16 protein-coding genes are annotated in these 13,233 nt (G+C 63.9%); 6 read left to right on the forward strand and 10 right to left on the reverse strand.

Features of this window, described 5'->3' with window-relative positions:
• Positions 1-395 precede the first annotated feature (395 nt).
• Positions 396-1,709: a cytochrome P450 gene (locus tag KBZ33_RS19605; protein WP_254955134.1), complete on the forward strand. Its 1,314-nt coding sequence runs from the start codon at positions 396-398 to the stop codon at positions 1,707-1,709.
• Positions 1,710-1,870: 161 nt separating this feature from the next.
• A complete protein-coding gene (locus tag KBZ33_RS19610; protein ID WP_254955135.1) occupies positions 1,871-2,092 on the forward strand; it encodes a high light inducible protein in 222 nt (73 codons plus the stop codon).
• Between the two features lie 555 nt (positions 2,093-2,647).
• Here the strand turns inward: KBZ33_RS19610 and KBZ33_RS19620 are convergent.
• Positions 2,648-3,106, reverse strand: a complete 459-nt coding sequence (locus tag KBZ33_RS19620) for a DUF305 domain-containing protein (RefSeq protein ID WP_254955132.1) — start codon at positions 3,104-3,106, stop codon at positions 2,648-2,650.
• 233 nt (positions 3,107-3,339) lie between these two features.
• Positions 3,340-3,756 (reverse strand): heavy metal-responsive transcriptional regulator, encoded by a 417-nt coding sequence (locus KBZ33_RS19625; RefSeq protein WP_254955131.1) that lies wholly within the window; start codon positions 3,754-3,756, stop codon positions 3,340-3,342.
• 239 nt (positions 3,757-3,995) lie between these two features.
• Between KBZ33_RS19625 and KBZ33_RS19630 the strand changes: the two genes are divergently transcribed.
• On the forward strand, positions 3,996-4,250 hold the full coding sequence (locus KBZ33_RS19630; RefSeq protein WP_254955130.1) for a DUF3721 domain-containing protein: 255 nt from the start codon (positions 3,996-3,998) through the stop codon (positions 4,248-4,250).
• Positions 4,247-4,537: a hypothetical protein gene (locus KBZ33_RS19635; protein WP_254955129.1), complete on the forward strand. Its 291-nt coding sequence runs from the start codon at positions 4,247-4,249 to the stop codon at positions 4,535-4,537. The genes KBZ33_RS19630 and KBZ33_RS19635 overlap by 4 nt, the downstream gene beginning before the upstream one ends.
• Before the next feature lie 474 nt (positions 4,538-5,011).
• On the opposite strand, the gene KBZ33_RS19640 is transcribed toward KBZ33_RS19635, so the two are convergent.
• From KBZ33_RS19640 to KBZ33_RS19655, 4 genes are all read right to left on the reverse strand, one after another.
• Positions 5,012-5,605: a hypothetical protein gene (locus KBZ33_RS19640; RefSeq protein ID WP_254955128.1), complete on the reverse strand. Its 594-nt coding sequence runs from the start codon at positions 5,603-5,605 to the stop codon at positions 5,012-5,014.
• Positions 5,606-5,829: 224 nt separating this feature from the next.
• Positions 5,830-6,648, reverse strand: coding sequence for an ABC transporter permease (locus KBZ33_RS19645; RefSeq protein WP_254955127.1), 819 nt, complete (start codon positions 6,646-6,648; stop codon positions 5,830-5,832).
• Entirely contained in the window at positions 6,645-7,316 is a 672-nt protein-coding gene (locus KBZ33_RS19650) for an ATP-binding cassette domain-containing protein (RefSeq protein ID WP_255011923.1), read from the reverse strand. Before KBZ33_RS19650 ends, KBZ33_RS19645 begins: the two co-directional genes overlap by 4 nt.
• A 38-nt stretch (positions 7,317-7,354) precedes the next feature.
• Positions 7,355-8,518: a hypothetical protein gene (locus KBZ33_RS19655; protein ID WP_254955125.1), complete on the reverse strand. Its 1,164-nt coding sequence runs from the start codon at positions 8,516-8,518 to the stop codon at positions 7,355-7,357.
• 388 nt (positions 8,519-8,906) lie between these two features.
• Here KBZ33_RS19655 and KBZ33_RS19660 point away from each other — a divergent pair, with 388 nt between their 5' ends.
• Positions 8,907-9,596, forward strand: a complete 690-nt coding sequence (locus tag KBZ33_RS19660; RefSeq protein WP_254955124.1) for an ion channel — start codon at positions 8,907-8,909, stop codon at positions 9,594-9,596.
• On the opposite strand, the gene KBZ33_RS21705 is transcribed toward KBZ33_RS19660, so the two are convergent.
• Together KBZ33_RS21705 and KBZ33_RS21945 are read right to left on the reverse strand one after the other, a co-directional pair.
• The gene (locus tag KBZ33_RS21705) at positions 9,517-10,227 is read right to left on the reverse strand and encodes a glutathione S-transferase family protein (protein ID WP_396108873.1); all 711 of its coding nucleotides are present in this window, start codon (positions 10,225-10,227) and stop codon (positions 9,517-9,519) included. The two genes, KBZ33_RS19660 and KBZ33_RS21705, sit on opposite strands and share 80 nt — an antisense overlap.
• A gap of 21 nt (positions 10,228-10,248) precedes the next feature.
• Positions 10,249-10,536: a hypothetical protein gene (locus KBZ33_RS21945; protein ID WP_396108875.1), complete on the reverse strand. Its 288-nt coding sequence runs from the start codon at positions 10,534-10,536 to the stop codon at positions 10,249-10,251.
• A 120-nt stretch (positions 10,537-10,656) separates the two neighbouring features.
• Here KBZ33_RS21945 and KBZ33_RS19670 point away from each other — a divergent pair, with 120 nt between their 5' ends.
• Positions 10,657-11,859 carry a glycoside hydrolase family 10 protein gene (locus KBZ33_RS19670; protein ID WP_254955123.1) on the forward strand — a complete coding sequence of 401 codons (1,203 nt, stop codon included), beginning with the start codon at positions 10,657-10,659 and terminating at the stop codon, positions 11,857-11,859.
• 132 nt (positions 11,860-11,991) lie between these two features.
• Here the strand turns inward: KBZ33_RS19670 and KBZ33_RS19675 are convergent, their stop codons facing one another.
• Together KBZ33_RS19675 and KBZ33_RS19680 are read right to left on the reverse strand one after the other, a co-directional pair.
• Entirely contained in the window at positions 11,992-12,687 is a 696-nt protein-coding gene (locus KBZ33_RS19675) for a gamma-glutamyltransferase (RefSeq protein WP_255011924.1), read from the reverse strand.
• Positions 12,687-13,133: a gamma-glutamyltransferase gene (locus tag KBZ33_RS19680; protein WP_254955121.1), complete on the reverse strand. Its 447-nt coding sequence runs from the start codon at positions 13,131-13,133 to the stop codon at positions 12,687-12,689. The genes KBZ33_RS19675 and KBZ33_RS19680 overlap by 1 nt, the downstream gene beginning before the upstream one ends.
• Between the last annotated feature and the right edge of the window lie 100 nt (positions 13,134-13,233).

Here is a 13,233-nt window from a genome sequence, read left to right on the forward strand (position 1 = left end):
GGCAGAGCGACCAGAGCAGTGAAAGGTGCGCGCTGAGAGGCTGAGCAAATGAGCTGTGCATCAATCATGAAGTGGTGACTGCCTACGTCATGTCAAGCTCAGGCCGGCACACCCCGTGAACGGTTACAGGACATCAATGACCTCTTTATCTCAACTCTCATGGAATGAACACTTAAACTTTATAGCTCATCCCTGCTTGGTCGGCATGACGTGCAGCATGAATGCACCGACGCGCTGTACAGAGGCATGGATCTTGACGCTCAATCTTCTGCCGATCACTTCCCTTGCCAGTGCTTCACATGGCCATCGCTCGGCTGTCAGGCTGGGGATTGCTCTGGAGACATTGGTTGCCCCTCGATCCTGCCACCCTTCGCCCTGTTCCAACCACGCCAGCGATGAGCGGGGTGCTGGAGACCCTCGCTTTCTTTCGAGATCCTGATTTCGCCCGCTCACGTTTTGAGCGCTATGGCGATGTCTATGAAACCAGCCTGCTGGGCCAACGCACCGTGTTCATTCGCGGCGAGCCGGCGATCGGCGACCTGTTCGCCCAGGCAGAGGCGGTCGAGGGCTGGTGGCCGGACAGTGTGCGGCAGCTGCTGGGGCCGCTGTCGCTGGCCAACCGCAACGGTGCCGATCACAAGGCCCGCCGCCGTGTGGTGGGGCAGCTGTTTGCCTCCGCGGCCCTGAGGCGCTATATCCCGGAGATCGTGGCGTTGGTCGGGGCGCTCAACCAGGAGCTGCTGGGCGCGGAAGCCCCCGTCGCCCTGGTGCCAAGGCTGCGGCGCTTTGCCTTCCGTGTGATCGCCACCACGGTGCTGGGCCTGGATGGCGTCGATCGCGAGTCCCTGTTCCTGGATTTCGAAACCTGGTGCCAGGGCCTGTTCTCTCTCCCGTTCGCCCTGCCCGGCAGTCCCTTCGCTCGAGCCCGTCAGGCCCGCAAGCGCCTGTTGCTGCGCCTCGGTGCCGTGCTCAAGAAGGGGCAGGCCGCCGCTGCCTCCGGAGCGCCCCTTGCCGCCGGCGGACTCGATCTGCTGGCCGGAGGTCTTGATGAAGCCGGTCTCCCCCTGGCCGACGACGACGTGGCTGAGCAGCTGCTGCTGCTGCTGTTCGCCGGCTACGAAACCACGGCCTCCTCGTTGAGTTGCCTGGTGCTCACCCTGCTTCAGCATCCCGCGGAGCTGGCCTGGCTGCTGGAGGAACTCGACAGTTTGCCCTGGCCACCTGCGGAAGGGGAGGCCGTGACCGCCTACGACGCCCTGCGGGCCCCGCGCCTTGATGCGGTGGTGAAGGAGGTGATGCGGCTGACCCCGCCGGTGGGGGGCTTCTTCCGCCGCACCCGGGAGCCCATGGCCCTGGCGGGTGTGCTGGTGCCGGCCGATCGGGTGGTGCAGGTGAGCATCAGCGCCAGCCACCGTCACGGTGCTGATCTGGAGGATCTGGCGGCCTTTCGGCCCCAGCGGCATCTGGGGGGAGACGCAACAGTGTTCCTGCTGCCCTATGGGGGTGGTGAGCGGGTCTGCTTGGGCAAGGCGCTGGCGGAGCTGGAAATCCGGCTGCTGGCGGTGGGCCTGCTCAAACAGCTGAGCCTTGGGTTGGAGCCGGATCAGGACCTGGCGCTGATGGTCACTCCCAGCCCCTCTCCGAAGGATGGCCTGCGGGTGCGCCCACGTCGCCGAGCCACCGCTGCCGGTCCCGTTGGGGTGCCGTGAGCCCTGTCCATGCCGTTCTGCCGCAACCCAGAAGCTACGGGCGCCTAGAAACTGCAACAATCTGTTACAGTTTGCCCATCACCGCCGATCGTCCCGTGACCCAAGCCACCGCCACTTCCCCGACCACCGCCACTGCCCCCAGCGCCCTTGATCGTTCCTCCATCCGCGGTGCCACCGTCACCACCGAAGATGGCGGTCGTCTCAACGCGTTTGCGATGGAGCCCCGCATGGAAGTGGTGAGTGCCGAGAGCGGCTGGGGCTTTCACGAGCGCGCCGAGCAGCTCAACGGCCGTATGGCCATGCTCGGCTTCATCGCTCTGCTGGCCACCGAATTCGCCATGGGTGGTGAAGCCTTCACCCGCTGCCTGCTCGGCATCGGCTGAGTCTTCTGCCGCGATGCGGTCGTCACAATTAACCCCACCATTCCCATGAACCATTCACTTTCGGTCAGCAGAGAGTTCTTTGTCGAGACCAATTCACGGGCGATTGACAGCTGCACGGAACTTGAGGAGCTCCGTAAGGTTTCCAAATCACTCCTGAGGGCCTGGCAAGTTCAAGCCATGTTCAGTGAGATGTACGGAGCTCAAGCGCTCGGAATCCAAAAGCCCTGAGCGTTCAGGCTTGATGGAGTCATGACCTTGACGAGCCTATTTTTTAGGCTTTCAGCTCCCAAACTTCTTGTCTAGCCACTGAGTCGCCACATACACGCCAATGAACATGGGCAGATAGGCGATCCACATGTTAGGGAGTTCAAGCTCCGAATTGTTGATCAGGACCAGCCCAGCGTAGCTAAGTAGCCCATAGATCAAAGCTCTACGCAGAGGCCTGGCGATATTTTTCAAATGAGAAGCACTACTCTTTCCATGCTATAGCAGCAAAGGGATTTTCTGGTCGGGGACCACGTCTCCGATGGCTCCCCTTGCGTTGAGCGTTCAAGCTCAGGTTGCTCCGTACCAGCGGCCATACCACTGCGTCATCTGCTCAATCTCCTGGCTCTGGGCCGTCACCATGGCCTGTTGCAGCGTCTTGAGCTGCGGGTGCTGGCTGTTGTTCTGGGCCATCGAGGCCATCATCACGCCCATGCGGTGGTGGGGAATCATCTGCTCAATGAAGGCCCGGTCGAAGTCGGCGGCGTTCCTGAGGGAGGGCACGCCCGTACCCATCATTCCCATGCCTGCCATGCCCATGCCTCCTCCACGCGTCCATGGGGGAACGTCGCCGCCGAACCACTGCCGGTACCAGGCGCGCATCTGAGCATTCTCGCTCGTCTGACTGGCCTTGATGCTTTTGGCCAGTTCTTTGATCTCAGAACGCTTGGCGCGGGTGAGGGCAAGATCGGCCATGGCAATCGCCCCGTCATGGTGAGGAATCATCATCACGATGAAGTGTTGATCCATCGACTGGGAGCCCATCTGCCCCGGACCCATCCCACTTCCGGGAGGGGCCGCAGCCTGGGGCGTCCCAGACAGCGCTGCAACCCCCAGGGACAGGACGAGCGCTCCGAGTCCTGCTGTTGCCGCGAGTTGGTGACGGATCATCAGCTTGGCTCCATGGCTTCTGTCTGTCATCACCATGGGGATGCAGATGCAAGCTGGACGCACTGGCGGGTCATTGCTTCACATGGCAGCTGTCACACCTGAAGATTGGGGCAGATCACATTGCCGTCCTTGGCGGGATCGCTCTGCCAGCCGGCCAGCAGCTCCTGAAGTTCCATTCTGAGTTGCCGCAGCTCTTTGATCTGCCCATCGATGCGCTCGATCTGGCGCCCCAGCCGGATCTCGATGTCGCCGCAGGGCAGCTCACCGGCATCGTGAACAGCCAGGCAGTCCTGGATCTCCTCCAGGCTGAGCCCAAGGGTCTTTAGGCGTCGGATGAACTCCAGGCGCCGCAGGCTCTCTTCCGCAAACAGGCGATAGCCACCCTCGCTGCGACCGATCGCCGGCAGCAGTCCCAGGTCCTCGTAGTAGCGCAAGGTCTTGACGGTCAGACCACTTCGCGACGCCAGCACGCCAATCTTCATTCCAGCCGCGATGCCGATGGCCGCCATGGGCTTGACTCTCCAGCTATAAAGAGACTCTAAACTAGCGCTCTGCCCCATCCCTTTGACATGGTTCCGACCAAGGCCACCGCAGAAAAGTTGGCGAAGCAGCTGAAGTTCAGCGCCGTCATTGCGATGGGCAAGGACTCGTAGCCTTGTCAAATTTTCGCTGTTGGTCAGAAAGCTGGGTTCATGGAGACATGACCCCTTCTCGTGCCCGTTTCCTTGACCCACGCCGCCACCACCCGATGAACCAGCGCCAGACCAGCCACCTGCTGGCCTACCACCGCTGGGCCTTGCTGGCTGCCTTGGCAGCGGCAGCGACCTTTCCGCTCCTCACGCTATCACCGGCTGCGGCCCACACGAAGGGCCTATTCAAGACCAAGCAGGAAGCCGAAAAGCGCGCTGTCGAACTCAAGTGCAAGGGTGTTTTTGCGATGGGCTCCCTGTGGATGCCCTGTGCCAATGAACAGATGCTGCACAAGGCGCTTCAAAACGAATGAACCGTCGACACCGGCTGCGTCGGCTGCACCGCACCCTCGTGCCGATGGCGGCTCTGCCCCTGCTGATCACGGCCCTGACCGGTTCGCTCTACGGCGCCCTATCGGCCCGCGACATCGAAGCCTTCTGGTTGATGAAGCTGCATACAGGTCATTTCGGGGCCATCAATTTTCAGCCCTATTACTCCACGCTGCTTGGCGTTCTCACCCTGTTTGTGGCGGGCTCTTGGATTGGTTTGTGGCTGACCCAGTGGGGTGGAGGAAGGCAAGCACCGCCGCCGTCCACCTGATCAGGCCTTCCGGAGGCCAATCAACGGGAATCAGGACGGTCAGCAAACAGGTCTGGTTGCTGAGGTCAACGTTGCGGGCGCTGGCAGAGGAGGAGATGGGCCCTGTGCACGGCGACGATTCGGTAGGCGGCAGCCGGCGTGGATGCCATCAGGCACGGCTCAGACCATCCATTACCGCTGCCAGTGGTCGACGGGATGAAAATGGCAGAGCCGCTCCACGCCCGAAGCGCATGACTTTGTCCGGGCGCCGCCCAGGCAGCCCAACCAGGCTCGCCAGATCGGCGCGCAGCCCCGGCACCTTGACTGGTTGGTTGAGGAAGGAGCACGTCAGGTCCAGCGCTGTCGCCTGCAGGGCAAACCGCTGACAGGCCCGTCCCACCGTCACCCAATGCTCCGGGTTCGCCTCGGCCCCCACGACCACGGCGATGCCAGAGGATGTGGCGATCTGAGCGGCCTACCGGTCCTTTTCGGCCTTCACGGTGAAGACCCGGTCGAACAGCCAGGGCCCCATCCACTCCGGCAGAGCCGGATTGCCGCTGGCGGCGCTGACAGCCCGTCGCCCGTGCGCAGGGCGACGTTCGGGCTGAACCGCAGCCAGTGCTTCAACTCAGCCACGAAGGCCGGATCGCCGATCTGAGTGGTGTTGCCCGCCAGGATCAGATCGCGGAGCCTCTGCAGCGGCGGCCGCTCGGTCACCAGCACCAGATCGACCCCCGGAACCGTTGCCGCCGCTTTCAGTTGGCGCAGATCGGACCTCCTGAGGCTCGACCCGTCGTATTCGGCTCGCGTCGACTGACGATGCGGGATCGCCTCAAGCAGGGCCTGGTCGCCGCCGTTGCCAGTCCCCAAGGCGAACCGTACTTGGCCGCCGCCGGCGGGATCGAAGTCGATGGCACCGGCCCGGCCCGCGGCGCCCGCCATCAGGGCCAGGTTCTCGGCGGCACAGCCCAGCGACACAAACACATAGTGATCATCGGGGTCGACCACTGGAGTGCGTCGCTCGAGGTCCGGAAGGATCGTGATCCCGGTGTTGTCGGGGCGAAACAGCCAGGCCACGTAGTCGCCCATTGACCCCATCCCGACCCTGTTCGCCAAGGCCGCACCGCCAACAGCCGCAACGGCCGTGCCGGCCCCCAACAGAAGTTCCCTTCGCATCACCATCGCAGGTCCCACTTGGCGAGGAACGGCGGCGCCTTGCGGTGCCACAGGCCTGGATCTTCAACATACGGTCCGTTTCACAGCTCGACGCTCGACCGGCACCGCTAACGCTTGGCGTTCAGGCCGACCATTCCCTAACCCTGCCCGCCAAGCTTGACCAAACGATCGAGCCGCAGTTGATGCTCGGTGCTGGTCAGCCGTCCGTAGGCCAGGCCAACGACACCGAACACTCCCAATGCCGTCGCCGACGCAATCATGAACAGAATCACGATCTGATAGCGAACAGCCGCCGCTGGCGCCGCCCCCTGGAGAATCTGCCCAGTCATCATCCCTGGCAGGCTCACCAGTCCCATCACCATCATGGCGTTGATCGTCGGGATCATCGCCACACGGATGGCGTCGCGCACCACCGACTGACAGGCCTCCCAACGGGTCGCCCCGAGGGCCAGGTCCGTTTCGACCTGGTCACGCCCGCTGCGCAGCCCCTCCATGAAGCGGTCGAGGCCCAGGGAGATGCCGTTGAGCGTGTTGCCCAGCACCATGCCCAGCAGGGGAATCAGATATTGGGGGTTGTACCAGGGTTGGGGCTGGATCAGCCCCGTCACCGCCAGGCCCGTGACCAGCGCCGAGGAGGCCATCACCGACAGCAGGCTGTTGCGGTAGATGCCGAGAAAGCGATGCCGGGTGCGTTGCACGGCGGACACCCCCGCGATCATCGCCATGGCCGCCCCCACCAGCACGATCAGCGGCGCCTGGTCCTGGCGGAACAGCCACTCGAGCACGAAGCCGACCAGCAGCAGCTGCACCACCATGCGGACGGAGGCCAGCAGCAGGCTGCGGCCGAGGCCCAGGCGCAGAGCTGCCGATAACCCCACGTTCACCAGGATCAGCAGCCCGGACAGTGCCAGTTGGCCATCACTGATGCTCAGCGCGCCGGAACTCAGGGGCGTCATGGCTGCAGCTCCAGGGTGCGGCTGGCGAAGCGTTGGATCTGCTCGCCGTCATGGCTGATGAGAACGGCGGCGCGCGCGCCCGCGGCGAGCCAGACGATCAGCAGGGCCTCGACGGCGGCGGTGGTGGCGCCATCGAGGGAGGCGGTGGGTTCATCCAGCAGCAGCACGGTCGGATCGAACTGCAGGGCCCGCAGCAGCGCCAACAGTTGCAGCTCGCCGCCGGACAGCCGTTCAGCGTCGTAGCTCAGGAATGAGGGCTCGCGCCCCAGCGCCGCCAGCCAGTTGGTGATTCGCCCGTAGCTCCAGCCATCTCCCCCCCGCCGCTCCCGAAACCGCCAGGGCGCGCGAAGGTTTGCCTCCACGGTTCCCCCACCGGCAACAGGCCGCTGGGCCAGGTACGACACCATGGCGCGCCAGCGCGGCAGGCCCCAGGCCGCCGGAGCGCGCCCCAGCAGGCTGAACGTTCCGGCCTGCGGGGGATCGAGCAGGGCCAGGGTTCGCAGCAGCAGGGTCTTCCCCGCCCCGGAGGGTGCCACCAGCCCCAGGCGATCACCGCCAGCCAGCTCAAGATCCAGCTGGCTCCAGAGCAGCCGATCCCCCAACCGCCTCTGGAGACCATGGGCTCGCAGGAGCAGGGAGCGGTCCAAGGCGGCGGGATGGCTGGGCACGTCTCACTTTGACCGGTGCCGATCCATAGGCTCTCCAGTCAGCTGCGACTCGCTGCGGATTGGCAGCTGTTCCCCTTCGACGCCAACCAAAGTTCCACGGTGCCTTGGGGGACGGAGCGCGAATACTTCCATGCGCTCAGGTCGATGGGGATGATTCCCGGCTTTGTATTGCCTGATCCTTCAACAAGGGCGCTGACAGGCGGTGATGATGATGATGATGGTTTCAGTGTGTTGATCTGGGCGATCAACTTGGTGGCCAGATCGATGTCGGCCTTGTGAAAGAAGCGAACGGAGTTGTACTGACCGCAGCTTCTTGCTGAGGGTTCCAACAGCCGTACTCCCGAGACGATGTACCACCTCTTGGCGGATAGCTGGCGCAGGAGTGGCTCCAGCTGTTCGGCTATGGATGGATCGTCCAGATGAACGGTGACAATGGCAAGGCTGGATTCGGTATAGGGACTTTCGGCATGGGCCGTTTCAAGCCTGACCGCATTGAGTTGGTTGACCACCCTGGCTTGGGCCAACGAGCTAGCCACCAACTTGGGATCGGTGATCGCATCCTGGGCAAGCTGAGAGACGCTGGCAGCCTGTTCACCATTACGATCCTTGCCTTCCACCTGTTTGCGTAGCGCTTCAATCGCCAGGGCCCCAGCTTCGCCGCAATCGGCTTCGAAGGCCGATGCTGGCGTCAGGCTTTTGTCACCAAGCTTCAGATTCAGATTGAAGACTTGTTGTTTGTAGTAGTCATTGCAACTCTCGCCAGAGCTCTGAACCAGCCGATTCAGTACCCTGGCGGCCTGGTCAACGCCATGGTTGAACTGGGTTTGGGTGGCAGACGCAAGGCGGGAATTATTGTTCTGGGCATTGATCGACTCTTCTCCAGATGACCCTTCAATCAGAAGGATCGAGATGCGTGCGAGTAATAACTTATCTCTCGGTGCTTTGTCTTTGCCTGGCTCCGTGTTGAGCATGTGCTCAATTGCCAGCAGGGAGATATCTCTGCCAAGTTGCTTGGATGTGAGTTTATCGGTGAGATCGCCGACCAGTCCTGCGGTGCGTGATTGCTGGGATAGCTTGTTGACCTCGTTGGATGTGATGGTGGCGACAACAAGTCCGATGGTGCCGGCTATGGCGGCGATGCCGGAGACGATATTGTTGAATGTTCTGCCACGTTCAGAATCTGCCACCTGTATTCCGCTCACGCTAGCTTCTGGTGCTTAGTCTCAATGACATTTCAATGCACTTCTGATCTGTCTCACATTTCTTATTGGTGTTGATTGTGGCCTCCTTTTGCGCCTTTCGATGTCACGATGGCCGCCGGTACCACTGGATTGGGGATGGGGCAACCGGTCGAACGTCGCCAACCGATCCGTTCGGTCCGGCTGAGCCAGCGGGGAGGGGTGCTGCATGCGGAGCAACTGCAGGGCTGGTTCCGCCACTGGCGGGAGCCCTATCGCTTCATGCTGGCCATTCCCTGGCCGGGCTTTCTGCTCAGCAGCGCCGCCAGCTATCTGCTGCTCAATCTCGCCTTCACGCTGCTCGTGGGATCTCGATGGTATCGGTGGGGCCCCCGCCGGGCAGCGCCTCTCCGTGCTCGATGCCTTTTTCATCAGTGTTCAGACCCTGGGCTCAATCGGTTACGGGGTGCTCCATCCCAGTAGCCTCTGGGTGAATCTGGTGGTGACGGTGGAGGCCCTGTTCGGGCTGCTGTTCATTGCCGTCACCACCGGTCTGGCTTTTGCCCGCTTCTCCCGCAGCCGGGCTCGCCTGCGCTTCAGTCGTGTGGCCACGATCGAACCCTGGCAGGGTCACCCCACCCTCACCTTCCGGGTGGCCAACGTGCGCCAGAACAGCCTGGTGGATGGGCGGATCCGGGCCTCCCTGGCGATGAATGAGGAGAGCAATGGCCGCAGGATGCGCCGGATCGTGCCCCTGCCGCTGGTGCGCGACCGGTCGATCAGCTTCCAACTGATGTGGACCGTGATGCACCGCGTCGATTGTCACAGCCCCCTCTTCGGCCTGGGCCGGGAGGAGCTGGAGCGGCGCCAGGCCGAAATCCTGGTGGCCTTCCAGGGACTCGATGAGATCCTGCTGGCACCGGTGCACTTCCGCTGCAGCTACGGGGCGGCGGACCTGCGCCTAGGGGAACAGTTCCGCGACATGGTGCGGCTGGAGGACCCGGACAGCGTCTGCCTCGATTTCACTTGTTTCGATGAGACCGATCCGCAGGATTCGGCAACCCGCCCAGATGTTCCCGATCATGGGGAGCCAGCAGATTGATCTCCGGACCCACCGGCACCACGCCCGTGGGGTTGATCATGGTGTGGCTTTGGTCGTCGTGCCGTTTGATGTGCGTCATGTTCACCGTTGGCGCCACCCCCGGCAGCTGGTAGAGATCGCGGCAATAGGCGAACAGATGGCGGTAATCGACCAGCCGCCTGAGGTTGCACTTGAAATGCCCCACATAGACCGGATCGAAACGCACCAACGTGGTGAACAGGCGCCAGTCCGCCTCGGTGGGCGCGCTGCCCAACAGATAACGCCGGCCGGCCAGCTGAGTGTCCAACCAATCCAGGCTGGCGAACAGTGGATTCAGGGCCTCCTCGTAGGCCTCCTGGGTGGTGGCGAAACCACAGCGATAGACTCCGTTCTTGACCGTGTGATAGATCCGATCATTGAGCCGGTCGATGTCCTGGCGTTGCGCCATGGGATAAGAATCGCCGTCCAGGGCGCCCAGGTGATCAAAGGCGCTGTTGAGCATGCGGATGATCTCTGAGGATGCATTGCACACGATCGTGCGCTTTTGCCGGTCCCAGAGCACCGGCACGGTCACCCGGCCGCTGTAATGGGGATCGGCCACGGTATAAAGCTGGTAGAGGGCTTCAGCGCCCTCGTTGGGATCCGGCACCACCCCCTCCGCCGCCTGGCAGGTTTAGCCCTGGTTGCCCATGAACCAGTGCACGACGGAGAGCGGGATCAGATCGCCCAGCCCCTTGAGGGCGCGCACGATCAAGGTGCGATGGGCCCAGGGGCAGGCCAGCGACACATAAAGGTGGTAGCGGTCGGCTTCGGCCGGAAATCCAGCCTCACCGCTTGGACCGGCCGAACCGTCCGGGGTGATCCAGTGACGGAAGGCGGCCGCTGATCGCTCGAAGCGACCGGCGCTTTTGCCGGTGTCGTAGCACTGGTCCTTCCAGACCCCGTCCACCAGAAGGCCCATCTCGGTCGGAATCGCGCCCGCAGACCCTAATGGGCCTGTTTCACCACCCGTTCGCCTGGCCGATTTCCCCCTGCAGGGCGGAATCGGCTCCATGGTGGACCGATCAGAAGCGCCGATCCCATGACGCCACGCCATGGCCCTTTGCGCTGGATCGCGCTGGCCCTTTGCGCTGGCCTGCTGGCCGGGCTGCTGGGGAGCCTGACGCCGCTGACGCCTGCAGCGCATGCCCAACCCGAGGAGTTGCGGGGGGTGTGGCTCACCGCCAATGACATGCCGGTGCTGCGCGATCGCGGCCGCATGCAGGCCGCGGTGAACCAGTTGGCGGAGCTGGGTTTCAATCGGCTGTATCCGGTGGTGTGGAACAGCGGCTTTGCCTACTATCCCAGCCGTGTGAGCCTGGATCGCCAGCTGCAGGACTTCAGCTTCAGGGGCTTGCAGGGTCAGGACATCCTGGGCGAACTGATCAGCGCCGGCCGCCAACGGGGGCTGAAGGTGATCCCCTGGTTTGAATTCGGCTTCATGGCGCCGCCGGATTCACCGCTGGCGCGGCGGCACCGCAGCTGGCTCACCCAGAAGCGCGATGGAGGGCTCACCTCAATCAGTGCCGCCGGCTCGGTGGTGTGGCTCAATCCCTTCCGGCCGGAAGTGGAGCAGCTGATCACCGACCTGGTGCTGGAGGTGGTGAACGACTACGGCGCCGATGGCATCCAGTTCGACGATCACATGAGCCTGCCGCGGGAGTTCGGCTACGACCCCTTCACCACGGCGCTCTACCGCAAGGACACGGGCAAGGATCCACCGGCCAACCCCGAAGACCCCGCCTGGGTGAAGTGGCGGGCCGACCGGATCACCGCCTTCCTGGAGCGTCTGGCCCTGGCCGTACGCACGGCCCGCCCCGGCGCCTTGATTTCGATCGCGCCCAACTACTACGACTTTGCCTACAAGCTGCAGCTGCAGGACTGGCGCGCGTGGGTGCGGCGTGGCATCGCCGATGAGCTGCTGGTGCAGATCTACAGACCTGATCTGGAGGGCTACCTGCCCCATCTGAGCCGGCCGGAGGTCCAGGAGGCCCGCCAGCGCCTCCCCACCGCCATCGCCGTGATGAGCGGCCAGCGCAACCGACCCACACCCCTGGAGCTGATCGCTCAGAAAGTGGCCGCCAACCGGGCCCAGGGTCTGGGGGTGGCGTTCTTCTACTTCGAGAGCCTGTGGAGCCTGGGCCCTGAGCCGCCGCAGGAGCGCATCGCCGGGCTGGCGGAGATGCTGGGGGGGCCAGCGATCCTGCGCCCCTCCGGGCCCAGGCTGCCGCCACTTCCGCTTTAGCGGACCCGGCCCCCAGCAGGATCCAGAGCGTTGGGCCCGGGCTTCGGGAGTGTTCGTTCGGTTGTGGCCTCAGTGCCGCTGGCGAGGTCGGCCGGGAACGTCAGAGGCCCGTAGCGCTTGTTGGAGCAGGGATCACCAGCCCAGCGCAACGCCATCAAGCCGATGGTCCACACCGCACTCCAGACAGGGGCCGATCCCGCCCTCGCCTCGGTGGATGCGCACCATCTGGGCGGCGCCCATGACATCGGGTGCCGTGCCCAGCCGCTGGCCGCGCGCCGCCAGATCCCGGCGCACCGATTCGGGGAACTCCGCCTCCAGGCTCACCTGATCGTTGGTCATCACCACCCGGAACCGTGGCGCATCCACCGCCTGCCTGCCGATGCGACCGCGGGCTTCGGCCAGCCCATCCGGGGAGATGCCCCGGCGGACCGCCTCGAGCATGGGCTCCGTGGGCTCCACCAGGTTATCGATGGCAAAGGCGAACCTTATGCGCAGGGCTTCGCTCTGGTGGTGCTGCCGATCGGCCGGATCCATCCCGGCCAGATCGAAGCCATCCAGGATGCCGAGGGCCTCCAGTGCCACCGTTTCCTGGGACTTGGGGACAGGCAGGGCGAGAACGTCATGGCCGCGATAGGACACCGACAACGGTTCGACCCATTCCGGCTGAACGGCGGCCAGGTCGTCGCAGGTGGTGGGCACCCCATGGGCCGTCAACGTCTGGGCGACGGTGGCGGCCAGCTGGGGAAAGCGCTTGAGCTCGCCGGGCTGGGGGGACCGGCCACCGGGGAACAGGGTGGTGAGGAAGTCGGCAGAGCCCGAGCGCCGCATCATCGGCTCCGCGTATTGTCAGACCCCGGCGATCGACTCACACCCATTGGATAGCCCTCGCGGGCGTAGCGAATGGCAGGCTCCCACAGCTGCTCCAGCGATCGGGATCTGAAGCGCTCCTGTAGCGCAAGCCAGCCGGCCAGGGCGCCCGGCAGCGTCACTGAGGTGGCGCCCTGCTCAGGCACGAACGGCCCGGGCCCAATCTGCTCCAACGAGGCACCCGATGGCGCCGGGCCACTGCCGTTGAGGCCATAGACACGCCGGTCGGCGGCCGACCAGGCGAGGATCATCGTGTCGCCGCCCAGACTGCTGAACATCGGCTCGACCACGGCCATCACCTCGGCCATCGCCATGGCGGCATCGAAGCCATTGCCCCCATCACGCAGAACACCAAGACCGACCTGCGTTGCCAGCGGTGAACTAGGAGCCTGTTGCGCATAGATCATCCCAGCACCTCTCCACAGACACCCATGAATCTGCCCAGATCCCAGTGACAGCAATGGATCTGGCTGGGAGAATGGGTCATGCAAAAGCCCAAGACCTTCC

This window comes from Cyanobium sp. Cruz-8D1, from assembly GCF_024345975.1.
Classification (GTDB): domain Bacteria; phylum Cyanobacteriota; class Cyanobacteriia; order PCC-6307; family Cyanobiaceae; genus Cyanobium.

Bases quoted from the DNA above. Each gene is read 5' to 3' on its own strand.
- KBZ33_RS19680 (WP_254955121.1), bottom strand. From the start codon at position 13,133: ATGATCTATGCGCAACAGGCTCCTAGTTCACCGCTGGCAACGCAGGTC.
- KBZ33_RS19635 (WP_254955129.1), top strand. From the start codon at position 4,247: ATGAACCGTCGACACCGGCTGCGTCGGCTGCACCGCACCCTCGTGCCG.
- KBZ33_RS19620 (WP_254955132.1), bottom strand. From the start codon at position 3,106: ATGGATCAACACTTCATCGTGATGATGATTCCTCACCATGACGGGGCG.
- KBZ33_RS19645 (WP_254955127.1), bottom strand. From the start codon at position 6,648: ATGACGCCCCTGAGTTCCGGCGCGCTGAGCATCAGTGATGGCCAACTG.
- KBZ33_RS19640 (WP_254955128.1), bottom strand. From the start codon at position 5,605: ATGGGCGACTACGTGGCCTGGCTGTTTCGCCCCGACAACACCGGGATC.
- KBZ33_RS21945 (WP_396108875.1), bottom strand. From the start codon at position 10,536: ATGGGCCTTCTGGTGGACGGGGTCTGGAAGGACCAGTGCTACGACACC.
- KBZ33_RS19625 (WP_254955131.1), bottom strand. From the start codon at position 3,756: ATGGCGGCCATCGGCATCGCGGCTGGAATGAAGATTGGCGTGCTGGCG.
- KBZ33_RS19675 (WP_255011924.1), bottom strand. From the start codon at position 12,687: ATGCGGCGCTCGGGCTCTGCCGACTTCCTCACCACCCTGTTCCCCGGT.
- KBZ33_RS19670 (WP_254955123.1), top strand. From the start codon at position 10,657: ATGACGCCACGCCATGGCCCTTTGCGCTGGATCGCGCTGGCCCTTTGC.
- KBZ33_RS19630 (WP_254955130.1), top strand. From the start codon at position 3,996: ATGAACCAGCGCCAGACCAGCCACCTGCTGGCCTACCACCGCTGGGCC.
- KBZ33_RS19605 (WP_254955134.1), top strand. From the start codon at position 396: ATGAGCGGGGTGCTGGAGACCCTCGCTTTCTTTCGAGATCCTGATTTC.